This is a genomic window from Variovorax sp. GW821-FHT10D07, from assembly GCF_059415325.1.
This window is the reverse complement of the sequence record NZ_JBWKMZ010000009.1, coordinates 174,283-196,195: the sequence shown is the minus strand read 5'-3', so window position 1 is coordinate 196,195 and position 21,913 is coordinate 174,283. Positions and strand designations below refer to the sequence as shown.

The 21,913-nt window shown below is 68.9% G+C and carries 17 protein-coding genes; 10 read left to right on the top strand and 7 right to left on the bottom strand.

The window, feature by feature from the left end; genetic code table 11:
* Positions 1-112: 112 nt before the first annotated feature.
* From AC07PU_RS25105 to AC07PU_RS25090, 4 genes are all read right to left on the bottom strand, one after another.
* On the bottom strand, positions 113-1,678 hold the full coding sequence (locus AC07PU_RS25105; protein ID WP_495321341.1) for a polyamine aminopropyltransferase: 1,566 nt from the start codon (positions 1,676-1,678) through the stop codon (positions 113-115).
* Positions 1,675-1,893: a DUF350 domain-containing protein gene (locus AC07PU_RS25100; protein ID WP_019653703.1), complete on the bottom strand. Its 219-nt coding sequence runs from the start codon at positions 1,891-1,893 to the stop codon at positions 1,675-1,677. The genes AC07PU_RS25105 and AC07PU_RS25100 overlap by 4 nt, the downstream gene beginning before the upstream one ends.
* A gap of 63 nt (positions 1,894-1,956) precedes the next feature.
* Positions 1,957-3,450, bottom strand: coding sequence for a DUF4178 domain-containing protein (locus AC07PU_RS25095; protein ID WP_495321340.1), 1,494 nt, complete (start codon positions 3,448-3,450; stop codon positions 1,957-1,959).
* A 103-nt stretch (positions 3,451-3,553) separates the two neighbouring features.
* The gene (locus AC07PU_RS25090; protein ID WP_495321339.1) at positions 3,554-4,603 is read right to left on the bottom strand and encodes an SPFH domain-containing protein; all 1,050 of its coding nucleotides are present in this window, start codon (positions 4,601-4,603) and stop codon (positions 3,554-3,556) included.
* 180 nt (positions 4,604-4,783) lie between these two features.
* On the opposite strand from AC07PU_RS25090, the gene AC07PU_RS25085 reads away from it, so the two are divergent.
* The 4 genes from AC07PU_RS25085 (at position 4,784) to AC07PU_RS25070 (ending at position 8,462) form a co-directional block, all read left to right on the top strand.
* On the top strand, positions 4,784-7,132 hold the full coding sequence (locus AC07PU_RS25085; protein WP_093343554.1) for an NADP-dependent malic enzyme: 2,349 nt from the start codon (positions 4,784-4,786) through the stop codon (positions 7,130-7,132).
* 201 nt (positions 7,133-7,333) lie between these two features.
* A complete protein-coding gene (locus tag AC07PU_RS25080) occupies positions 7,334-7,750 on the top strand; it encodes a guanyl-specific ribonuclease (protein ID WP_093344141.1) in 417 nt (138 codons plus the stop codon).
* Positions 7,751-7,800: 50 nt separating this feature from the next.
* Positions 7,801-8,226, top strand: a complete 426-nt coding sequence (locus AC07PU_RS25075; protein ID WP_093344142.1) for a barstar family protein — start codon at positions 7,801-7,803, stop codon at positions 8,224-8,226.
* Entirely contained in the window at positions 8,205-8,462 is a 258-nt protein-coding gene (locus tag AC07PU_RS25070; protein WP_143129161.1) for a hypothetical protein, read from the top strand. Before AC07PU_RS25075 ends, AC07PU_RS25070 begins: the two co-directional genes overlap by 22 nt.
* 102 nt (positions 8,463-8,564) lie before the next feature.
* On the opposite strand, the gene rsmA is transcribed toward AC07PU_RS25070, so the two are convergent.
* Genes rsmA through AC07PU_RS25055 form a run of 3 tightly spaced genes read right to left on the bottom strand, consistent with a single transcriptional unit; the run spans position 8,565 to position 13,392 of the window.
* Positions 8,565-9,332, bottom strand: a complete 768-nt coding sequence (gene rsmA / locus AC07PU_RS25065) for a 16S rRNA (adenine(1518)-N(6)/adenine(1519)-N(6))-dimethyltransferase RsmA (RefSeq protein WP_431510853.1) — start codon at positions 9,330-9,332, stop codon at positions 8,565-8,567.
* 10 nt (positions 9,333-9,342) lie between these two features.
* On the bottom strand, positions 9,343-10,755 hold the full coding sequence (locus AC07PU_RS25060) for a peptidylprolyl isomerase (RefSeq protein WP_093343557.1): 1,413 nt from the start codon (positions 10,753-10,755) through the stop codon (positions 9,343-9,345).
* A 21-nt stretch (positions 10,756-10,776) separates the two neighbouring features.
* Complete coding sequence (locus AC07PU_RS25055) at positions 10,777-13,392, bottom strand: LPS-assembly protein LptD (protein ID WP_208513835.1); 2,616 nt, start codon at positions 13,390-13,392, stop codon at positions 10,777-10,779.
* 235 nt (positions 13,393-13,627) lie between these two features.
* Between AC07PU_RS25055 and AC07PU_RS25050 the strand changes: the two genes are divergently transcribed.
* From AC07PU_RS25050 to AC07PU_RS25025, 6 genes are all read left to right on the top strand, one after another.
* Entirely contained in the window at positions 13,628-14,746 is a 1,119-nt protein-coding gene (locus AC07PU_RS25050; protein ID WP_495321338.1) for an aminoglycoside phosphotransferase family protein, read from the top strand.
* 87 nt (positions 14,747-14,833) lie between these two features.
* Complete coding sequence (locus tag AC07PU_RS25045) at positions 14,834-15,568, top strand: 16S rRNA (uracil(1498)-N(3))-methyltransferase (RefSeq protein ID WP_495321337.1); 735 nt, start codon at positions 14,834-14,836, stop codon at positions 15,566-15,568.
* A 107-nt stretch (positions 15,569-15,675) separates the two neighbouring features.
* Positions 15,676-17,043 (top strand): M20/M25/M40 family metallo-hydrolase, encoded by a 1,368-nt coding sequence (locus AC07PU_RS25040; protein ID WP_495321336.1) that lies wholly within the window; start codon positions 15,676-15,678, stop codon positions 17,041-17,043.
* A gap of 99 nt (positions 17,044-17,142) precedes the next feature.
* Positions 17,143-17,604 carry a YidB family protein gene (locus AC07PU_RS25035; RefSeq protein ID WP_093343565.1) on the top strand — a complete coding sequence of 154 codons (462 nt, stop codon included), beginning with the start codon at positions 17,143-17,145 and terminating at the stop codon, positions 17,602-17,604.
* Between the two features lie 132 nt (positions 17,605-17,736).
* Entirely contained in the window at positions 17,737-18,906 is a 1,170-nt protein-coding gene (locus AC07PU_RS25030) for an MFS transporter (RefSeq protein WP_495321335.1), read from the top strand.
* Positions 18,907-18,959: 53 nt separating this feature from the next.
* On the top strand, positions 18,960-21,911 hold the full coding sequence (locus tag AC07PU_RS25025) for a DUF4132 domain-containing protein (RefSeq protein WP_495321334.1): 2,952 nt from the start codon (positions 18,960-18,962) through the stop codon (positions 21,909-21,911).
* Positions 21,912-21,913 lie beyond the last annotated feature (2 nt).

Here is a 21,913-nt window from a genome sequence, read left to right as displayed (position 1 = left end):
CGGCCTGTTCGGGAGACACCGTGGAACCGGCTTTGCCGGGCCACTGGTGTCGCCCCCGGTGAGGGGGTGGGCGAAGCGGCACGCAGTGCCGCGCAGCCTGGGGGAGGACCATTTAATGTGCCATGACCTTGCCCCACTCTTGCTCATAGGTGGTGACTAGGACCTGGTTGGAGAGCCGGTTGACCTCGGTCGGCACGCGCGCCATGTCGAGCGGGAAGTCGAACATCAGCGGCAGCGTGGGCGCGGACAGGAAGCGCAGGCCCGCGGGCAGCGCGTCTGGCTTCCGGTAGGGGCGGTGGCTCGCGATGATGAAGCCCCATTCGCCGAAGCTCGGCACGTGCACGTGATAGGGCGTCGCGGTCAGGCCCACCGACTCCACCGTCTGCGCCACGGTCCAGAAGCTCTTGCGCGCCACCAGCGGCGAAGTGGTCTGGATCACGGCGTAGCCGCTGGCCGCGAGGCGCTTGTCGAGCAGCGCGTAGAAGCTGTTGGTGTAGAGCTTGCCGATCGCGAAGTTGGTGGGATCGGGAAAGTCGACCACGATCACGTCGAACAGGTCGTCGTCACTGCGCTGCTGCAGCCACTGGAAGGCATCGGTGTTGACGATCTTGAGCTTCGGCGACGACAGCGAATGGCCGTTGAGCGCGGCCAGCGTCTCGTGCTCGGTGAACAGCTTCGTCATGTTCGGATCGAGCTCGACCAGCGTGACCGACTCCACCGAGGGGTACTTGAGCACTTCGCGCACCGCCATGCCGTCGCCGCCGCCGAGCACCGCGACCTTCTTGGGCGCGCCATGCGCGGCCATCACGGGGTGCACCAGCGCCTCGTGATAACGGTACTCGTCGCGCTCGGCGAACTGCAGGTTGCCGTTGAGGAACAGCCGGTGCCCGAGCAGCCCGCGCGTGACCACGATGCGCTGGTAGGGCGAGGTGGCGCTGAAGACGATGCGGTCCTGGTAGAACTTGTCCTCGGCCAGCGTGGTGATGTGGTCGGCGCCGATGAAGCCGCCCAGCAGCGCCGCGAGCGACAGGAAGCAGGCCAGCGCATGCGCGCCGACGCGCCGCAGCTCGTGGCGGAACAGCCAGAGCGCCCACACCGCCACTGCCGCGTTCATGAAGCCGAACAGCAGGCCGGTGCGGATCATGCCGAGCTGCGGCACCAGGATCAGCGGGAAGGCCACCGACACCGCGAGCGCGCCGAGGTAGTCGAAGGTCAGCACCTGCGACACCAGGTTCTTGAGCGCGACGTTGCGCCGCAGGATGCGCATCACCAGCGGGATCTCGAGCCCGACCAGCGTGCCCACCACGATCACCAGCCCGTACAGCAGCAGCCGGAACGCGCCCGGTGCGTAGGCATTGGCCAGGAACAGCACGGCCGGCAGCGCGCCGCCGATCAGCGCCACCATCAGCTCGATGCGCAGGAAATGGGCCGGCAGCTGGCGATCGAAATAGCGCGACAGCCACGAGCCCACGCCCATCGCGAACAGGTAGGTGCCGATGATGGTGCTGAACTGCAGCACCGAGTCGCCCAGCAGGTAGGAGCTGAGCGCCGCCGCGCTGAGTTCGTAGACGAGGCCGCAGGCGGCCACCACGAAGACGCTGGCGAGCAGCGCGATCTCGACGGGCTGCGGCCCGCGCGCATCGGCCGGGCGCGCGGACAGGGCCTGCTCCTCGCTCAATGGATGGCGGCGGCGACGATGATGCTGATGCCCAGGCTCATCGCGGCGACGACCAGGCCCAGTGCCACGTTCTGCTTCTCGACGATCTCGCCCCAGAGGTCATAGGGCGTGATCTTGTCGATGATCAGGAAGCAGAGCCAGAAGATCACCACGCCGATCAGCGCGTACACGAGCGATCCGAGGACCACGCCAGGTTTCAGCCATTCAAATCCCATGGGGACCTCCAGTCGTATCTGTATCTATCAGTCGATGAATCGGCAGCGGCAGCGCGATCTTCGTCATTTGTGGCCGCCGCCGCTCGAGGAGCCGCCGTAGGAGCCGCCCGAACTGCGGTAGCCGCCGCCCGAACCGCCGCCGCTGCTGCTGCAGGTGCTCAGGATGATGAGCAGCACGATGATCACGATCGCGATCACCACGATCGTGCCGCAACCCAGCCCCGAGGCCGCGCTGACCGGCGACGCGTCGGAGCGCTCGAACAGGTCCTTCTTGGCATCGAGTTTGAAGGCCGTGGCGACCGCGCCGCTGTCGATCTTGCTGCCCGAGGACCAGGTGAGCTCGTTGGCCGAGCGCTCCATCGACAGCAGGGCGCCGCCGACCGCGAAGTCGCGGTTGAAGGTCTTCTGCCCGCGCTCGACCTGCCAGTAGAACTCGCCGGCCACGTAGGTGGTCTCGGCGTTGTAGGCGTACTGCTGCTGGTAGCGCTTGCCGAGGTAGGTGGCGGTACTGCCGTTCTCGGCCATCACCGGCGCGCCGGTGGTGGGGCGCACCATGCTCCAGCCGTCCTCGGCGTCGACCAGGAAGCTGAAGCCGCGCTTCTTGTTGTAGAGCAGGTATTCGTCCCAGCCGAACTGCTCGTCGTCGCCGGGCTCGCTGCCCATGCGGTGCTGGAAACCCACCACCTGCCACTGGGCGCCCTGCAACTGGCCCATGCTGCCCAGCGCGATCAGCGGGCGCACGGGCTCGTTCTGCGCCGCATGCTTGAGCTCGCCGCCGATGCCCTGCGTGAGGTCGATGATGCTGTTGCACGAGCGGCAGGTGACGCTCTTGCTGTCGGCCAGGTTGAGCGTGACCGGCGAGCCGCAGTTGGGGCAGTTGAAGCTGCGGCCCTTCTCGTCCTTGGCCGAATCCTCGCGCAGGCCCGTGAGCTGCAGCGATTCGAGATCGACAGAACGACCCAGCGAGGCCGTGGGCGGCTGAGAGCCGTAGTCCAGGCTCAGCACCAGGCCCTTGTCGTTGCGCAGCTCGACCACCTGGAACGGCCGGCCGAGCTCGGGCAGGTGCGGCAGTTCGCCCTGCGCCGAGACCAGCGTCACTTCCTCGTTCGAGGCGACGGTGTAGCTCTGGCCGTTGAAGGCGCTGGTGGCGCCCACGCGCAGGTCGGCCGCGGCCGGTGCCGTGCGCTGCAGTTCGAACGGCAGCGAGAAGACGTAGGCGCCGTTGTCCTCGCTGAGCACGCCGGTGCGGTCGCCGTCGAGGGCCGCGATCCACTCGGTCCAGCGGCCGCCGGCGTACTTGTACTGGAGCCGGCCGACGATGGTGAAGGGCTTGTCCTGGATCCGGCCCGCGGCGAACAGCTGCAGCGGGCTGAAGTCGTCGAACAGCTCGGCCATCTTGCCGGTGCGCGCGAGCGTGTCGCCCTGGCGCACGACGGTGCTCTGGCAGTAGGGGCAGACCGCATGGGTCGACTGGGCCGATCGGAACTCGACCGGCGCGCCGCAGCCGGGGCAGGGCGCGCGGTAGTAGCGCTGGGTGCCGCCGGCTTCCTCAGCCATGGCGCGCACGCGCGGGCGCGAGGCCCGCAGCATTCTTCCAGCCGATCATGCCTCTCACGCCCGTCGAGCGGGCGTCAGGCGCTATACAGAACATAGCGCCGGATCAGACCAGCTTCTTGAGCAGTTCGACCTTCTTGGCGTCGAACTCTTCCTGGGTCAGGATGCCCTTGGTCTTGAGTTCGCCGAGCTTCTCGAGCGTGGTCATCACGTCGTTGGGGTTCACCACCGCCACCGCCGGCTGCTGCTGGGTCGCGGCCGCCTGTGCCGCCGCGTTCGGGCTCAGGCCCTGCGCGAGGTTCTGCGCCAGCACCTGGCCGAGCGCCACGCCGGCGCCCAGGCCCATCGCGTCGCCCGCGATGCCGCCGCCGTTGGCGGCACCCTCGGCGAACTTGGGAATCGCCTGCGCCGTCTGGTACTGCATGAACTTGCCCATGTCGTTGCCGACCATGCCCATGCCGATCTTCTGGTCGAGGATCTTCTGCAGTTCCTCGGGCAGCGAGACGTTCTGGACCGTGATGTTCTCGAGCTTGATGCCGATCTTGGCGAACTCGGGCACCAGCTGGGCCGCCAGCGCCTGCGCGAACTGGATCTGATTGGCCGCGAGGTCGAGGAAGGGCACGCCGCTGGAGGCGATGGCGTTGCTGATGTTCTGCAGCACCAGGCCGCGCAGTTGGCCGTCGAGGTCGGCCACGGTGTAGATGTCGCGCGTGCCCGAGATCTCGGTGTGGAACAGCTTGGCGTCGCCGATGCGGAACGAGTAGTTGCCGAAGGCGCGCAGGCGCACGGCGCCGAAGTCCTTGTCGCGGATGGTGATGGGCTGCGGCGTGCCCCACTTCTGGTCGACCTGCTGGCGCGTGCTGAAGAAGTAGACGTCGCTCTTGAACGGGGACTCGAAGAGCTTGTCCCAGTTCTTCAGGTAGGTCAGCACCGGCAGCGTCTGCGTGCTGAGCTTGTACATGCCGGGGCCGAACACGTCGGCCACCTGGCCTTCGTTGACGAACACCGCGACCTGCGACTCGCGCACCGTCAGCGAGGCGCCGTTCTGGATTTCCATTTCCGCCATCGGGAAGCGCCAGGCCAGCGTGCCATCGCCGGACTCGGTCCACTGGATGATGTCGATGAACTGTTTCTTGATGAAATCCATCAGGGCCATGGCTGCGCTCCTCTAGAGGGTTTTTGTGCGGACTTGGCATATTGCCACAGCGACTTGACCGCGGACCCGTGCTTTTGGTCATTTTGGTCATGGCTGCACCCTGGCCAGGCGTCATAGTCCGTCATCGTCCGAGGTCTACAATCGGCGCCCCCAGAAGAAGCGCCTCAGGAGCAACGGCACATGTCTGACACGACCCCTTCGTCATCCTCGACTCCCTCGCCCGAAGACAAACGCGCCGAACTTCGACGTGCCGCCCTCGAGTACCACGAGTTCCCGGTCCCCGGAAAGATCTCGATCGCCGCGACCAAGCAGATGGTCAACCAGCGCGACCTGTCGCTGGCCTACTCGCCCGGCGTGGCCGCGCCCTGCGAGGAAATCGTCAAGGACCCGGCCAACGCCTTCAAGTACACCGCGCGCGGCAACCTCGTGGCGGTCATCACCAACGGCACCGCGGTGCTGGGGCTCGGCGACATCGGCCCGCTGGCTTCCAAGCCGGTGATGGAAGGCAAGGGCGTCCTGTTCAAGAAGTTCGCCGGCGTCGACGTGTTCGACATCGAGATCGACGAGAAGGACCCTGCGAAGCTGGTCGAGGTGATCGCCGCGCTCGAGCCCACCTTCGGCGCGATCAATCTCGAGGACATCAAGGCGCCCGACTGCTTCTACGTCGAGCGCGAGCTGCGCAAGCGCATGAAGATCCCGGTCTTCCACGACGACCAGCACGGCACGGCGATCACCGTGGCGGCGGCCATGCTCAACGGCCTGAAGGTGGCCGGCAAGGACATCGCCGACGTGAAGCTCGTGACCTCGGGCGCGGGCGCCGCGGCGCTGGCCTGCCTGAACCTGCTGCTCAAGGTCGGCCTGAAGCGCGAGAACGTGTTTGTGACCGACCTGGCCGGCGTGGTCTACGAAGGCCGCACCGAGCTGATGGACGACGACAAGCGCCAGTACATGCAGAACACCACGGCGCGCACGCTGGCCGAGGTGATCGAGGGCGCCGACGTGTTCCTCGGCCTGTCGGCCGGCGGCGTGCTCAAGCCCGCGATGGTCGCCAAGATGGCGACGCGCCCGGTGATCTTCGCGCTGGCCAACCCGAATCCGGAAATCACGCCCGAAGACGCGCGCACGGTGCGCGACGACATCATCATGGCCACCGGCCGCACCGACTACCCGAACCAGGTCAACAACGTCCTGTGCTTCCCGTACATCTTCCGCGGCGCGCTCGACTCGGGCGCGACCACGATCACCGACGAGATGGAGATCGCCGCGGTGCACGCCATCGCCGAGCTGGCGCAGGCCGAGCAGAGCGAGCGCGTGGCGGCCGCCTACGTCGGCGAGAAGCTGTCGTTCGGCCCCGAATACCTGATCCCGAAGCCCTTCGACCCGCGCCTGATGATGAAGATCGCGCCGGCCGTGGCCAAGGCGGCCGAGGAAAGCGGCGTGGCGCTGCGTCCGATCAAGGACATGGACGCCTACCGCGACAAGCTGCAGAGCTTCGTCTACGCCTCGGGCACCACCATGAAGCCGATCTTCGACGCCGCCAAGCGCGCGCCGAAGAAGCGCGTGGCCTACTGCGAGGGCGAGGAAGAACGCGTGCTGCGCGCCGCGCAGATCGTGGTCGACGAGGGCATCGCGCGCCCGACGCTGATCGGCCGCCCGGCCATCATCGCCCAGCGCATCGAGAAGTTCGGCCTGCGCCTGAAGGAAGAGCTCGACTACGACGTGGTCAACGTCGAGCAGGACCACCGCTACCGCGACTTCTGGCAGACCTACCACCGCATGACCGAGCGCAAGGGCATCACGGTGCAGGTCGCCAAGATCGAGATGCGCCGCCGCCTCACGCTGATCGGCGCGATGCTGCTGCACAAGGGCGAGGTCGACGGCATGATCTGCGGCACCTGGGGCACCACGCTGATCCACCTGCACTACATCGACCAGGTGATCGGCAAGCGGCCCGGCGGCTGCGCCAGCACCCCGCAGGACGTGCCGGTGTATGCCTGCATGAACGGCCTGCTGCTGCCCGACCGCCAGGTGTTCCTGGTCGACACCCACGTCAACTACGACCCGACGCCCGAGGAACTGGCCGAGATCACGACCATGGCGGCCGAGGAGATGATGCGCTTCGGCCTCAAGCCCAAGGCCGCCTTGCTGTCGCACTCGAACTTCGGCACCAGCAACGAGCCGAGCGCGCTGAAGATGCGCAAGACGCTCGACCTGCTGCGCGTGCAGGCGCCCTGGCTCGAGGTCGATGGCGAAATGCACGGCGACGTGGCGCTCGACAGCAAGCAGCGCGCGGTGGTCATGCCGCACAGCGCGCTGGCCGGCGACGCCAACCTGCTGGTTTTCCCGAACATCGACGCGGCCAACATTTCCTACAACCTGCTCAAGACGGCGGCCGGCGGCAACATCGCGATCGGCCCGGTGCTGCTCGGAGCGGCCAAACCTGTGCACATTCTCACGGCGAGCGCCACCGTGCGGCGCATCGTGAACATGTCGGCGCTCACGGTGGCCGACGCCAACGCAGAACGTTAAGCTTTAGCAAGCATTTCTTCGAGAGTGGACGCCAACTTATGGCGTCCCTGTCAAGCCCTCGATGCTGCTCAAACTTTGGGCAGTCGCTTGCTATTTTCGCCAGCGTGGTGCACACTCGCGGGCTTGGATTTGCGGGTTAACCCCAAGGTTGATCGCTGATCCGAACCCCCCGCTCTTTTCTTGTGGTGCCTCTTTATGGCGATGGCGTCTTGCGCCTCGATCACGTCCTCTGTCGCTAAGTTTGCGCTCACCGGCTTCATGCTGGCAGCGCTGGCGACGACGGGGGCCGAGGCCCGCGGATGGTTCGGCGCCGGGAATTCCACCGCCCAGGAAACGATTGCGCTGGCCGAGCTGCCGGTGCAAGGCCAGCGTACCTACGAAGCCATCCTGAACGGCGGTCCCTTCCGGTACGACAAGGACGGCTCGGTGTTCGGCAATCGCGAGCGGCTCCTGCCCTCGGCCCGGCGCGGCCACTATCGCGAGTACACGGTGAGCACGCCCGGATCGCGCGATCGCGGTGCCCGGCGCATCGTGTGCGGCGGCGAGAAGCGAACGGCACCCGAGGCCTGCTGGTACACGGCGGACCACTACGCGAGTTTCAGACGGATCACGCCATGAGCGACGACAACGACTTGAGCGGCGCACCGAAGCGCCCCGAAGAAATGATGATGACTATGGAAAGACCAGCGGAGATGACTTTATCCCTTCGTGCCGTACGCCCGAACATCGTGCAATCGATTCGCGCGTTCCGCGTGAGCGACCTGCAGGACGCCGCCAACGCGGCGGGCCAGCACTTCCTGTATGCCAACCTCGGCAACGCACAGACCAAGCAGGACGTGCTCGACCTGATCGCCCAGCAGTTCACCTTTCCGGCGCACTTCGGCAAGAACTTCGACGCGCTGTACGACTGCATGACCGATCCGTTGCATAAATCGGGCCCGCAGCCCGGTTTCGTGATCGTTCTCGAACAGATCCCGGCCAACGGCAAGTTCGACAAGGAAGCGCGCGAGCAACTGCTCGACATCTTCCGCGACGCGTCGGATTACTGGGGCGACCGCAAGGTGCCCTTCCGGTGCTTCTATTCTTTTCTGTAGCCCGTTCTGCACAAACCAGCCAAGCAGAACGGGCGAACGAGGCCCAGCCGACCAGCGCGGCAACCCTCGATGGCATCCAGATCGACCCGGCGACCGTCCCCCCCGCGGTGACGGCCACCGCGACCGACGAACCCACCGGCGAAAAAATGCCGACCGACAAACTGGTCGACGTCTCGCCGCTCGCCTTGCGCATGAGCAGCCCGTTCAACGCGGGTTACTGGCTCGCCGCGGCGTAATCAAAGAAGCGCTCGCCGGGCGCGTTTCGGCACCGCAAGAAAAAACCCGTCATCGACGGGTTTTTTCGTTTCTCTCGCGGCCCGCGCAATGGCTCGGCCGCTTCAGCCGAGCCCCGGCGTCTGCGCCAGCGCCACGTACTGGTCGACCGGCACTTCCTCGGCGCGCCGCTGCGTGTCGAATTCGCCGGCGAAGCCGTGCTCGTCGAGCCATTTGCCCAGCGTGTGACGCAGCAGCTTGCGGCGCTGGCTGAACGCGACCTGCACGATCTCCTCGAGCCGCTTCGCATCGACCGCCGGCGGCGTGGCCAGCGGCACCATGCGCACCACGGCGCTGTCGACGCGCGGCGGCGGATCGAAGCTCTCGGGCGGCACGAACAGCACGTTCTCCATCTCGTAGCGCCACTGCAGCATCACGCTCAGGCGGCTGTAGTCCGAGGTGGCGGGCCGCGCCACCATGCGGTCGATCACTTCCTTTTGCAGCATGAAGTGCTGGTCGGCCACGAGGTGGGCATAGCCCAGCAGGTGAAAGAGGATCGGCGTGGAGATGTTGTAGGGCAGGTTGCCGACCACGCGCAGCGCGGTGGTCGGCACCTTCGCCGCCAGCGCCGCGAAGTCGACCTTGAGCACGTCGGACTCGACCACCTCGAGCTGCGGATGGCTGCGCAGCCGCTTGGCGAGGTCGCGGTCGAGCTCGATCACGGTGAGCCGGCCGAGCCGCTCGACCAGCGGCTGCGTGAGCGCCGCGAGGCCGGGGCCGATCTCGACCATGGGGTCGCCGGGCTGCGGCGCGATCTCGCGCACGATCGCGTCGATGATGCCGCCGTCGGACAGGAAGTGCTGGCCGAAGCGCTTCCTGGGAATGTGCGCCATCGTGTGTCGATCAGGACTGCGGGGGCTCGCGGAACTCGACGTAGGCGCGCGCACGCACTTCCTGCGCCCAGGTGTTGAAGGCTTCCTCGGTGCGCTGGTCGCGCAGCACGGCACGGGCGGCTTCGCGCTGCTCGTCCTGGCTCGGCTTGACGTTGCGGCGCTCGAGCACCTGGATCAGGTGGACGCCGAAGCGCGACACCACGGGATCGCTGATCTGCCCCGGCGCGAGGCGGTTCATGGCTTCCTCGAACTCCGGCACGTACATGCCCGGGCGAGCCCAGCCGAGGTCGCCGCCGTCCTTGGCGCTGCCGTCCTGCGAGTTGTCGCGCGCCAGGCTGGCGAAGTCGACGCTGCCGCCACTGGCCTCGATGCGCCGCTTGAATTCGGCCAACTGCGCCACCGCCTGCTCGGTGGTGCGCTTGGGATCGTTCTGCAGCAGGATGTGGCGCGCATGGGTCTGCGTGACCACCGCGTCGGCCGAGCCGACCTGTTCCTTGGCGATCACCTTGACGACGTGGAAGCCGGCGGACGAGCGCACCGGCCCGACGATGCCGCCCACGGCCGTGGACTGGACGGCCTCGACGAACAGCGGCGGATAACGGTCGGCGGTGCGCATGCCGAGCGCGCCGCCATTGGCGCGATCGGGGGCGTCGGAATTGCTCTGCACCAGCTTGGAGAAGTCCTCGCCGGCGCGCGCGCGCTGCGCCAGGCCCTGGGCCTTCTGCTGCGCCTGCGCCACCTGCGCGTCGGTGGCGTTCTCGGGCACGGCCACCAGCAGTTGCGCGAGGTTGAGGTTCAGCATGGACGGATCGCCCTTGCCGCCGCTGTTGCGCTGGTCCTGCAGGAACTGGTCGGCTTCGGCGTCGCTGACCTTGACCTTCGAATCGACCTCGCGGCCGCGCAGGCGCGTGAGCAGGAGCTGGTCGCGCAGGTCGTTGCGGAAGGCCTGCAGGCTGATGCCTTCGGCGGCCACGCGCTGGCGCAGCTCGGGCAGGGTCAGCTGGTTCTGGCGCGCGACGGTCTGTTCGGCCTGGTCGATGGCGATCTCGTCGACCTTGATGCCGGTTTCCTTCGCGAGCTGCAATTGCGCGCGCTCGGAGATCAGCCGCTCGAGCACCATGCGCCCGAGTTCCGGGCGCGGCACGCGCTCGGCGTCGGGGTTCTCCTGGATCAGCCGCTGCACGCGGGTCAGCACCTCGGTGTTGGTGATCGGCTCGGAATTGACCAGCGCGACGATGAACTCGGCCGAGCGCTGCACCGGTGCGGCCGGCGCGGCGGGCCGGGCGGCCGGCGGTGCCAGGCGCGGACCGGCGCGCATGATGTCGGTGATGCCGCCGCCGGAACGGAAACCCTGCTGGGCGCCGGCAGTTGCGGCCAGCGCGGCGAGGCAGGCCAGGCTGAGAATGGAACGGATGTGTTTCATGGCGTTGCTCGGTCTCTCGTCTCAGTCGTAATTGGTGAAGCGGCTCGGCCCTTCGACCGGTGTGCGCAGGGGCTGGTAGCGTTGGATGTTGGTGCGCAGCGCCTGCATCGGGCTCGAGCCGATGGCGGCGAAACCGACGAATTCGAGCTGGAACATGATGCGGGTGTTGGCCGTCACCTGGCCGGTGCTGACGCGCTGCAGCACCACGCGCCCGATCCAGCAGCAGCCGTCGTACTCGACGCCGAGGACGCCGTCGGTGAGCTTGCGGTCCTGCAGATCGTAGTTCAGACGACCCACCGCGTACCAGCGTCCGCCGCCCTGGCCCTTGCCGGGGCCGAGGTCCTTGCCCTTGTCGCCCCAGAAGTCGTTGAGCGGCCATTGCCAGCCGACGTCGATCGACTTGCTGCCGTCGTTGACGGTGGTGGTGTTCGGGTTGAGCGCCTTGGCCGCGAGGTAGGCATCGCTGGGCGCCTGGTAGCGCAGCGCGATGTTCACGTTGTGATAGGGCGCCGGGTTGTAGCGCGCGCTGATGGCGCTGCGCGTGGACTTGCGGGTGTCGGGGTTGTACTGGATGACCGTGTCCAGGCTCCACTTGGGCGTCCAGTTGATCTGGCCGCCCAACAGCAGGTCGCTCGCGCGGTCCGTGACCGGATTCGCGCCCGGCAGCGTGACGCGCTGGTCGGCGAAGCGCAGGCGCTGCGCGACGCCGAAGCGCGCGGCCTCGGCACCGGTGTCGGGGTCGATCAGCCGCGAGGTCACGCCCATGGTGAGCGTGTTGGTGTCGGAGATGCGGTCGTTGCCCGAGAACGCGTTCTCGGTGTAGATGGTCGCGAAGCTGAAGTCGTTGGCCGCCGTGTCGTAGTTCGGCAGCTTGCTCTGGTCGCGATAGGGCGTGTAGACGTAGTAGGCGCGCGGCTCCAGCGTCTGGCGGAAGGCGCGGCCGAAGAAGCTCGCGTCGCGCTCGAAGATCAGGCCGCTGTCGAGGCTGAAGGTCGGCACCGTGCGGTTCGACGAGGTGGGCCAGAACACCGGCGAGCTCGGGTCGTACGGAATGCCGTTCACGTACTGCACGCCGTTGAGCGTGAGCTTCGGGATGTCGGCCTGCGGCACGTAGTAGCTGTACGAAGTGGCGTGCAGCTGCACCTTCGGAATGACGAAGGTGCTCGGCGTGATGAAGGGCCGGCTCAACGCCGCCACGGCATACAGGCGGTCGCCGTCGGGCTGCGACTGCTGGATCGCGTCGTAGCCGGGCTGGCCGGCGGCGATGCGGTTCACGCGAAAGCGCGTGTAGTCCGTGGTGAACGAGAAGTCGAAGCCGCCCCAGTCGTACTTGTTGTAGTTGGCGGTGATCTGCGGCATCCGGTCGTACGACGGCACGATCGGCGCCAGGCTGTACTGCAGCGTCTGGTAGCGCAGCGCGCGCACCACGCCGCTCCAGTCGCCCTTGCTCCAGTTGAGCGAGGCGTCGTTGGGCAGCAGGCGCTGCGACAGCGTGGGCGTGCGGGTGAAGTCGCGCCAGTAGTCGTCGTCACTGACGCGGTTGATGTTGATGGTGGCCGAGAGCGAATCGAGGCCGAGCGCCTTGGCGTCGAAATTCTGGTGGTGGTTGGCCCAGATGCCCCAGCGCTTGGAGCTCGGCTGCGGCCGCAGGTCGAGGTCCTTGGCCTGGATCTGGCCGTTGGCCAGCTGCTGCAGCTGCGAGGCACGGGCCTCGTTGAAGCGCTGGCCCAGCAGCCGGTCGCTGCCCATCAGGTCGAGCCGGATCGTGCCGTTGTATTCCTTCTCGAGATAGCGGAATTCCGAACCCAGGTTGATGCCGCGCTTGGACATCAGCGTCGGCGTGATGGTGGCGTCGCGGTTCGGCGCGATGTTCCAGTAGTACGGCTGCGAATACTCGATGCCGTTGGTGTTGTCGATGCCGATGGTGGGCGGCAGCAGGCCGCTCTTGCGCTCGTTCGACAGCGGGAAGCTCAGGCTGGGCAGCGCCGGCGTGGTGATGCCCATGAAGCTCATCCGCGCGTCCTTGGCGACGCCCACGTTCTCCTCGGTATCGGTGGTGAGCGAGGCGGCGGTCAGGATCCACGCGGGCATCCAGCCGGGGAAGTCCTCGCGGCGGCAGGTCGTGTAGGTGGCCTGGCGCGCGACCGACACGTTGGTGTCGACGAAGTCGATGCGCTGCGCGTCGCCGTGCCCGCCATTGGCGAGGAAGGAGTAGCGCACGTTGTTGAAGAAGCCCTCGAAGGTCTCGAGCTTGAGCTCGAGCTCGGGGCCTTCGTAGACGTTGCCGGCCTGGTTGACGCGCACGTTGCCCGTGGCACGCGCGCGGTCATCGGGCTGGTAGTACTCGAGGCGGTCGGCGGTGATGGAAGTCTCGCCGCGCCGCAGGCTGGCATTGCCTTCCACCACGGTCTCGAGGTCGGGCCGGCCCGAGATGCGGTCGCCGCTCACGAGGCTGGGCAGTTGGCTGCGCAGCAGCGGCGGAATGGTCTCGGCGAGCTGGGGCGTGCGCTTGAGCGTGAGCGGGCCGTCGAGGCCCGTTCCCTGCGCCGACGCGCCATGCGCGTGCAGCAGCGCCAGCGTCAGGAGGGCCAGCGGCAGCGGCGGGCCGGAACGGCGCACGTCGACTCGTCGGCTCATCAGGCCTCCCGCCGATCCGTTCCGAGAAGAGCCCGGCGTCCTCCCGAGGAAGGCAGCGAGCGCACAAGGTGCCAGGCGTCGGGGCATGGATTCGTAGGCATCGGTTCGGACAAAGGAAACGTCGGGGGAGGCGGCGCGGCAGGCCGGCCGGTTGCAGGAGCCGGCGGCGAACCGGTCCGATCGGGCGCCGATCGCAGAGGTTGCCGTGCCAGGCGGTTTGTAGAATCGATTATCCATGACAGCACCCCCGCCCCCGGCCTCCACGGCCCCAGCCCTCCATGGGGCCATTTCCTGGACTGATCCGCAACGGGCCGAAGCGTTCCGGGGTTGGCTTGCCGGCATCGCGACGACGCATCGCCTGTTGCCCGACACCGTGCGGCTCGCCTCCGCCGACGCGAGCTTCCGCCGCTACTTCCGCGTCGACGGCACCGGCCCCGAGGGCACGCGCATCGTGATGGACGCGCCGCCCGACAAGGAAAACAGCGCGCCCTTCGTCCAGGTGGCGCAGCTCATGGCCGAGGCCGGCGTGCATGCGCCGCGGGTGCTCGAATGGGACCAGCCCCACGGCTTCCTGCTGCTCGACGATCTGGGCCGCCAAACCATGCTCGAGGTGCTCGACCCCGAGCACCCCGACACCAGCCGCCCGCTCTACGACCAGGCGATCGACGCGCTGATCCGCTGGCAGCTCTCGTCGAAGCCCGGCGTGCTGCCGCCCTACGACCGGGCGCTGCTCGAGCGCGAGCTGTCGCTGTTTCCCGAGTGGTATTTGGGCCGCCACCGCGGCGTCGCCATCGAGGGCAAGCTGAAGGAACGGCTGGAGCGCAGCTTCAAGCTGATCGTCGACAGCAACCTCGCCGCGGCCAGCGTCTACGTGCACCGCGACTTCATGCCGCGCAACCTCATGGTGGCGCCGGGCGACACGCTCGCCGAGCGCGCGAAGACGCCGCTGGGCGTGCTCGATTTCCAGGACGCCGTCTACGGCCCGATTACCTACGACATCGCCTGCCTGATGCGCGATGCCTTCCTGAGCTGGGACGAGGAGTTCGTGCTCGACATCACCGTGCGCTACTGGCAGAAGGCCCGCAAGGCCGGCCTGCCGGTCGACGAGGACTTCGGTGCCTTCTACCGCGCGGTCGAGTGGATGGGCCTGCAGCGCCACCTCAAGGTCGCGGGCATCTTCGCGCGGCTCACGCTGCGCGACGGCAAGCCGCGCTACCTCGCCGACACGCCGCGCTTCATCGCCTACATCCGCGCCACCGCCAGCCGCTACAGCGAACTCACGCCGCTGCTGCGGGTGATCGACGAGGTCGAGGGCACGACCGCGACCACCGGCTTCGCCTACGGCCGGGTCTGATCGCTGAAGAAGCGCTGAACGGAATCTGAAGAAAGAGACGCTGTATTGCCCATGCAACATGGGAATGCAGCTACGAATCTCATAGCAATGCCGCGTTTTCACTGCTCCGTTCCACTGCATGCCGGCGCCACGCTGGCGCTGCCGCCCGGTGCCGCGCGCCACGTGCAGGTGCTGCGGCTGCAGCCCGGCGATGCCATCACGCTGTTCGACGGCAGCGGCGGCGAGTACGCGGCCACGGTCGAGCGCATGGGCCGCAGCGAGGTCAGCGTGGTCGTCGGTGCGCACACGGCGCGCGAGAGCGAGGCGACGCGCGCCGTGCACCTGGCGGTCGGCATGCCGGCCAACGAGCGCATGGACTGGCTGGTCGAGAAGGCCACCGAACTCGGCGTGGCGAGTATCCAGCCGCTGGTCACGGCGCACGGCGTGCTGCGGCTGGCCGGCGAGCGCGCCGAGAAGAAGCGCGCGCACTGGGAGGCCATCGCGATCGCGGCCTGCGAGCAGTGCGGGCGCAACCGGGTGCCGGTGATCCATCCGGTGCGGCCGTTTGCCGGCTGGCTCGATGCGGCGCCGGACGACGGCGGGCACGGCCCGGCACTGCGCCTCGTGCTGAGCCTGGCCGAGGGCACGCGCGCGCTCGGCGATGCGCTCGCGCAGGCCGGTGGCGACCCGGCCGCGGTGCAGGTGCTCAGCGGCCCCGAGGGCGGCCTGAGCGGCACCGAGGAGGCCGAGGCCATCGCGCGCGGCTTCGCGCCCGTGACGCTGGGCCCGCGCGTGCTGCGCGCCGAGACCGCCGCGCTCGCGGCGCTCGTGCGCCTCGCCTGAACCGGCCCCGCATCCTCCTGGGTGTTTTCCGCGACGCACGTCCGCGGGCCTTTCGGAACAATGGGGCTTCACGTTCCATTGCATCGTTTCCAAAGGATCTCCCGCCCATGCATCGACCGCTTCGCGTGCCCCGGCTCGCCCCGCTGACCGTCGCCCTGGCCCTGGCGGCCTTCGCCACCGTCCCCCTCGCCCATGCGCAGAGCGCGCCGGTGGCACCCACGCCGGCGCAGGTGAGCCCCGAGGTCGACCGGGCCTACACGCAGCTGATGGCCGCGCCCGCGATCCAGAAGCTGCTCGACGCGGTGAAGGCCGACCACGAGCGCACGGTGGAAGAGTTGAAGACGCTGACCGAGATCGAGGCGCCGCCCTTCAAGGAACAGAAGCGCGCCGAGGCCTTCCTCGCGCGCATGAAGGCGCTGGGCCTGGCCGACGCGAAGATCGATGCCGAGGGCAATGTGGTCGGCCTGCGCAAGGGCACCGGCAATGGTCCGAAGCTGCTGGTCTCGGCCCATCTCGACACCGTGTTCCCCGCCGGCACCGACGTGAAGGTCAAGGAACGCGACGGCAAGCTCTACGCCCCCGGCATCGCCGACGACACGCGCGGCCTGTCCGTGCTGCTGTCCTGGCTCAAGGTGCTCAACGAGAACAAGGTCCAGACGCAGGGCGACCTGCTGTTCGTCGCCAACGTCGGCGAGGAAGAGCTCGGCAACCTGCGCGGCATGAAGGCGATCTTCCGCGACCACCTCGACATCGATGGCATGGTCGGCCTCGAGCCTTCGCCCGACGGCCACGTGCTGGTGCTGGGCACCGCGAGCCATCGCTACGAAGTGAACTTCAAGGGACCGGGCGGCCACAGCTTCGGCGCCTTCGGCCAGGTGCCCAGCGCGATCCACGGCATGGGCCGCGCCATCGCCAAGATCGCCGAGGTGCGCACGCCCAGCTTCCCCAAGACCACCTTCACGGTCGGCACGGTCGGCGGCGGCACCTCGGTCAACACCATTGCGCCCGATGCGCGCATGGCGATCGACATCCGCTCGGACGACATGGCTTCGCTGCTCGAGGCCGAGAAGAAGATCCTCGCCACGCTCGACGAAGCCGTGGCCGAGGAGAACAAGCGCTGGAACGTGAACACGCTGAGCGTGAGCACCAAGCTGATCGGCGACCGGCCCGGCGGCCGCACGCCGACCGACTCGGTGATCGTGGAGGCCGCGGTGCGCTCGAACAGCGCCTTCGGCCACAAGACGCTGCTGCGCGGCGGCAGCACCGATGCCAACGTGCCGATCTCGCTGGGCATCCCCGCGATCATCATCGGCGGCGGCGGCAAGTCGGGCGGATCCCATTCGACCAGCGAGTGGATCGACGTGACAGATGGATGGAAAGGCGCGCAGAATTCGCTGGTCACCGTGCTCGGCCTGGTCGGCGTTCCGGGCGTGAGTCCGGCCCTGCTGCCCAAACGCGCGGCACGTACCAAGTAATTTGTCACGTTGTAAGCCGAAAGTCAGCAAGCAAGATTTCGGCAACATTCCACCGCCTGGGAAAATCCCGCGGTTCTGTCACACACCAAGGAAAAAGCCATGGGATTGCTCGACTCGGTACTCGGTCAGGTGCTTGGAGGCGCTGCGCAACAGCAGCAGCCCCAAAGCGGAGGACTCGGCGGCTTGGGCGATCTGGGAGGCTTGGCTGGCGCGCTGGGCGGCCTGCTCGCCAACAACGGCGGTGCAGGCGGCCTCGGCGGCCTGGTTTCGAAATTCGAGCAGGCGGGCCTCGGCGACGTCATCGGCTCGTGGGTCGGCAAGGGTGAGAACCTGCCGGTCTCGGGCGGCCAATTGCAGGACGCGCTGGGCGGCGACACCATCGCCAACATCGCCTCGAAGCTCGGCATCAATGCACAGACCCTGCTGCCGATGCTCGCTACCATGCTGCCGGCCCTGATCGATCAGCTCACGCCGCACGGCAAGGTGCCCGAGCAGGGGCTCGGCAACCATGAAGATCTGCTGGGTTCGCTCAGCGGCCTGCTGCAAGGCCGGCAGTCCTGAATTGCAAGAAGCGGATCAAGGATTCGGCGCCCGCGAGGGCGCTTTTTTTTGGCCCGCTGGCGCAGCCCGGACAGTTCGCGTAGAACCGCGGGCTCTCCCATTGCCCGCAACCCCCGTGCCGCTCCCTCCCCCATGAATCGCAACCTCTGGCTGCTCGCCATCTGCCAGGGCCTGTTCCTGACCAACAACGTCACCTTCATCGCGATCAACGGGCTGGTCGGCCTCGCGATCGCGCCGCGCGGCTGGATGGCGACGCTGCCGGTGATGGGCTACGTGGTCGGCAGCGCGCTCGCCACCGGGCTCGTGGTGCGCAGCCAGCGCCGCTTCGGCCGGCGCGGCGCGTTCCAGATCGGCCTGGCCGTGGCGCTGGGCTCGGCGCTGCTGTGTGCCTATGCGGCGTTCTCGAAGGACTTCTGGCTGCTGTGCTTCGCGACCGTGGTCGCGGGCTACTACAACGCCAACGCGGGGCTCTACCGTTTCGCGGCGGCCGAGCTCGCGGCGCCCGACTGGCGCGAGAAGGCGGTCTCGCTGGTGATGGCCGGCGGGCTGATCGGCGCGGTGGCCGGCCCGAACCTCGCGGCCGCCACGCGCCAGATGTTCGCCGTGCCCTTCGCGGGCGCCTACCTCGCGCTCGCGCTGGTGGCGCTGCTGTCGATGGCGCTCATGCGCTTCATCGAGTTCCCCGCGCCTCTCGCGCGCGCCCAGGGCGGCGGACGGCCACTGGCCGAGATCGCGCGGCAGCCGGTGTTCATCGTGGCCGCCGCCGCGGGCGCGCTCGGCTACGGCGTGATGAACCTGCTGATGGCCGCGACGCCGATCGCGATGCAGATCTGCAGCCTGCCGTTCGAGGACGCCGCGCTGGTGCTCGAATGGCATGTGATCGGCATGTTCGCGCCGGGCTTCTTCACCGGCCACCTGATCCGCCGCTTCGGCGCGCTGCCGGTGATGGGCGCGGGGCTGCTGCTGAACCTGGCCTGCATCGCGGTCGCGCTGTCGGGCGTGGAGCTGCGGCACTTCGCGATCGCGCTGTGCCTGCTCGGCGTAGGCTGGAATTTCCTCTTCACCGGCAGCACCACGCTGTCGCTGACCGCCTACACGGCCGAGGAGCGCGACCGGGCCCAGGGCGCGCTCAACTTCTGCGTGTTCGCGACGCTGGCGCTGACCTCCTTCGCCTCGGGCGTGCTGGTGACGACCCAGGGCTGGCAGCTGCTGAACCTCGGTTCGCTGGTGCCGGTGGCGCTGACCGGCGCCGCGCTGCTGTGGCTTGCGCACACGCGCCGCCGCGCGCGCGGCGCGGCCTGAGCCGTCACGGCCATCCCCGACAATCCCGCCCGCATCAACCACGGGGAGAGGCGATGGCGGCTGGCCGCAAGGGGAAGCAGGGCGACGATCCGGGCGCGCTGCCCGATGGCACGGTCCGCTGGACGGCGGCGATGCGCGGCGCGCTCGCCGAATTCCGCAACACGCCCTGCCGCCAGTGCGGCGCCACGCTGTCCGAAAACCAGCCGCTGCACGAGCAGCTCGACCACATCGGCCGCCACCCGCAGCCCGCCTGGCAGCAGCGGCCGCAGAGGCTGCGCGTGCTCGAGCTGCATGGCGCCGGCGCGCTGCCGCTGTTCCTCGAGCCCGCGCCACGCAAGGAAGCGCTGGCCGACCTGCTCGCGATTCATCACGTCGACGCGGTGCGCTTCCTCGCGGGCCAGGTCCGGTATCCCGAATGCAAGACGGCGCTTGCGAAGCAGGCCGAGCGCTGGCCGCTGCTGGCGCTGCGCGAACTGCTGGCCGCCAACCCGGCGCGCCACCAGGCCGGCGCGGCGCTGGTGCTCGAACTGCTGACCGCGCATCCCGAATGGCAGGCGCCGCTCGAAGCGGCCTGCGACGAGCCCCGGCGCAAGGCGCTCGCGCGGCTGCAGGCCGACGACGGCGGCGGACTGGCCGATGCCGAACCCGCGCAGTGGCCGGCCTTTCTGCGCGCACCGCCCTGGAAGGACAGGCAGGCGCTGCCCGCGATCCCGTCGCTGGCACTGGCGCTCGATGACGCCGCGCAGCCCGCTCGGCTGCACTGGCAGCACGCGGTGCCGCGGCGCTATCCGCCGGTCAGCGGTGAACCCGCGCAGTGGCTGGCCGATGAAGTACGCGAGGCTCGGCAGCGCGGCGAACGCCAGCTGGCCGAGTACCCACGCCCGCACCACACGACGCAGCCGCCGCCCGAAGCCCAGGCCTGGGACCGCCCGCGCAAGGCGCTGTGGATGCTGGGCCTGAAGGCCGAGCGCATCGAGGACGCGATCCGCGACCAGGGCGCCAGCCTGTCGGCGGACGACTTCGGCAAGCCGCCCGGCGACTCGTGGAGCTGCGGCGACCAGCTCTGGCAATTGCCCGAGCCGCTGGCGATGGCGGTGTTCGCGCGGCTGCCACCCGCCAGCCACTACATGGGCGACGCGAGCTACCTGCGGCCGCTGCTGCACCGCTTCGGCACGGCCGCGCTGCCGGGCCTGCCGCCCTATCTGAAGCAAGGCTCGCGCGCCATGTTCGAGCTGGCCGCGGTGATCGAATGGGACCGGCTCGCGCCCTGGATCGCCAAGGGTTTCCACGGCAACCGCTGGGTGCGGCAGGAAGCCTGTGCCTGGCTCGGCCGCTATCCCGAGGCCGCGGCGCGCGGCCTGGTGCCCGACGCGCTCGGCGCACCGGGCATCGCGCGCGATGCGGCGCAGGCCGCGCTGCGCTGGCTGCACGAAGCCGGCCATGCCGATGCGGTCCATGCGCAAGCCATGGCCTACGGCTCGGCCGCGGCCGAGGCCGTGTCGCAGCTGCTCGCCATCGCACCCGAACACCTGCTGCCCGAGACGCTGCCGGCGCTGCCGAAGTCGCTGCCGCTGTCGACCCTGCCGCGCCTGGTGCTCGCCGCGGACGCCACGCGAGCGCTGCCGGCGGCGCTGCTGCCCGACGTGCTGATGACGATGGCACTCGGCAAGCCCGAGACGCCGTACCCGGGCCTCGCCGCGCTGCAGGCCGCGGTCGCGCCCGAGGCGCTGGCACGTTTCGCACGCGCGCTGCTGGCCTGGTGGATCGGCAATGGCCGGCCAAGCAAGGAGCGCTGGATGTTCGCGCTGCAGGGCCGGCTCGGCGACGACGAGACCGCGCGCCAGCTCGCGAGCCTGCTGCGCCAGTGGCGCGCGGCGCTCGACCGCGTGCGCGCCTACGACGCGCTCGCGATGCTTGGCGAGATCGGCAGCGACGCCGCGCTGATGCACCTGGGCGAGCTCGCGCGCCAGACGCGCTACGCCGACCTCAACGCGCGGGCCTCGGCGCTGCTCGACGAGGTGGCGGCGCAGCGCGGCCTGAGCCTGGCGCAGCTGGCCGACCGCACGGTGCCCGAGCTCGGGCTCGATGCGCGCGCGGGCCTGGCGCTGGACTTCGGCCCGCGCCGCTTCACGCTGCAGATGGACGACCGCCTGCAGCCGCTGCTGCGCGACGGCGCGGGCAAGCCGCTGAAGGCGCTGCCCAAGCCCAATGCCGCCGACGATGCGGCGCTGGCCGCCGCCGCGACCGAGCAGCTCAAGGAACTGCGCAAGCTGGCGAAGACCGTCGCGGCCACGCAGTTGCGCCGGCTCGAGGCCGCGATGTGCGAGCAGCGACGCTGGACGCACGGCGAGTTCATGGCCTTCCTGGTGCGGCATCCGGTGATGCGCGTGTTCGTCCGGCAGCTGGTGTGGGGGCTGTTCGACGGAAACGGCGGGAACGGCGCGCTCGCAGCGAGCTTCCGCGTGAGCGCCGAGGGCGAGCTGGTCGACCCCCACGACGATCCCTTCGCGCTGCCCGACGACGAGGGCGCGCGCATCGGCATCGCGCATCCGCTCGAGTTCGCGGCGCGCGACCCCGCGCTGGCGACCGCCTGGGCCTCGGTGCTGGCCGACTACGAGATCGTGCAGCCCTTCGAGCAGCTCGCGCGGGCGCACTTCACGCTCGATCCGGCGCTGCGCACGCAACGCGCGCTGCCGCAGTGGACCGGCCGCACGGTGACGAATGCCGGCCTGCTCGGCCTGGAAGCGCGTGGCTGGCAGCGCGAGGTCGGCGACGGCGGAATGGTCCATCGCTTCGGCAAGCCGGTGGGCGAGGGCCTGGCGATCTGGCTGCGGGTCGAGGAGGGCTGGTACGTGCAGGGCGCGGCCGATCCCAAGGCGCAGCAGACGGTGGCGGGCGTCGCGCTCGAGGGCGCCGAGGGCCGCAGCCTCGGCGACGTGGCGCCGATCGCGTGGAGCGAGGTCGAGCGCGACCTGCAGCGCGCGGTGTGGGCGCCCGCGGCCTGAAC

Bases quoted from the DNA above. Each gene is read 5' to 3' on its own strand.
- AC07PU_RS25045 (WP_495321337.1), top strand. From the start codon at position 14,834: ATGCCGCGTTTTCACTGCTCCGTTCCACTGCATGCCGGCGCCACGCTG.
- AC07PU_RS25100 (WP_019653703.1), bottom strand. From the start codon at position 1,893: ATGGGATTTGAATGGCTGAAACCTGGCGTGGTCCTCGGATCGCTCGTG.
- AC07PU_RS25075 (WP_093344142.1), top strand. From the start codon at position 7,801: ATGACTATGGAAAGACCAGCGGAGATGACTTTATCCCTTCGTGCCGTA.
- AC07PU_RS25080 (WP_093344141.1), top strand. From the start codon at position 7,334: ATGGCGTCTTGCGCCTCGATCACGTCCTCTGTCGCTAAGTTTGCGCTC.
- AC07PU_RS25095 (WP_495321340.1), bottom strand. From the start codon at position 3,450: ATGGCTGAGGAAGCCGGCGGCACCCAGCGCTACTACCGCGCGCCCTGC.
- rsmA (WP_431510853.1), bottom strand. From the start codon at position 9,332: ATGGCGCACATTCCCAGGAAGCGCTTCGGCCAGCACTTCCTGTCCGAC.
- AC07PU_RS25030 (WP_495321335.1), top strand. From the start codon at position 17,737: ATGAATCGCAACCTCTGGCTGCTCGCCATCTGCCAGGGCCTGTTCCTG.
- AC07PU_RS25085 (WP_093343554.1), top strand. From the start codon at position 4,784: ATGTCTGACACGACCCCTTCGTCATCCTCGACTCCCTCGCCCGAAGAC.
- AC07PU_RS25035 (WP_093343565.1), top strand. From the start codon at position 17,143: ATGGGATTGCTCGACTCGGTACTCGGTCAGGTGCTTGGAGGCGCTGCG.
- AC07PU_RS25025 (WP_495321334.1), top strand. From the start codon at position 18,960: ATGGCGGCTGGCCGCAAGGGGAAGCAGGGCGACGATCCGGGCGCGCTG.
- AC07PU_RS25055 (WP_208513835.1), bottom strand. From the start codon at position 13,392: ATGAGCCGACGAGTCGACGTGCGCCGTTCCGGCCCGCCGCTGCCGCTG.
- AC07PU_RS25050 (WP_495321338.1), top strand. From the start codon at position 13,628: ATGACAGCACCCCCGCCCCCGGCCTCCACGGCCCCAGCCCTCCATGGG.
- AC07PU_RS25090 (WP_495321339.1), bottom strand. From the start codon at position 4,603: ATGGCCCTGATGGATTTCATCAAGAAACAGTTCATCGACATCATCCAG.
- AC07PU_RS25060 (WP_093343557.1), bottom strand. From the start codon at position 10,755: ATGAAACACATCCGTTCCATTCTCAGCCTGGCCTGCCTCGCCGCGCTG.
- AC07PU_RS25040 (WP_495321336.1), top strand. From the start codon at position 15,676: ATGCATCGACCGCTTCGCGTGCCCCGGCTCGCCCCGCTGACCGTCGCC.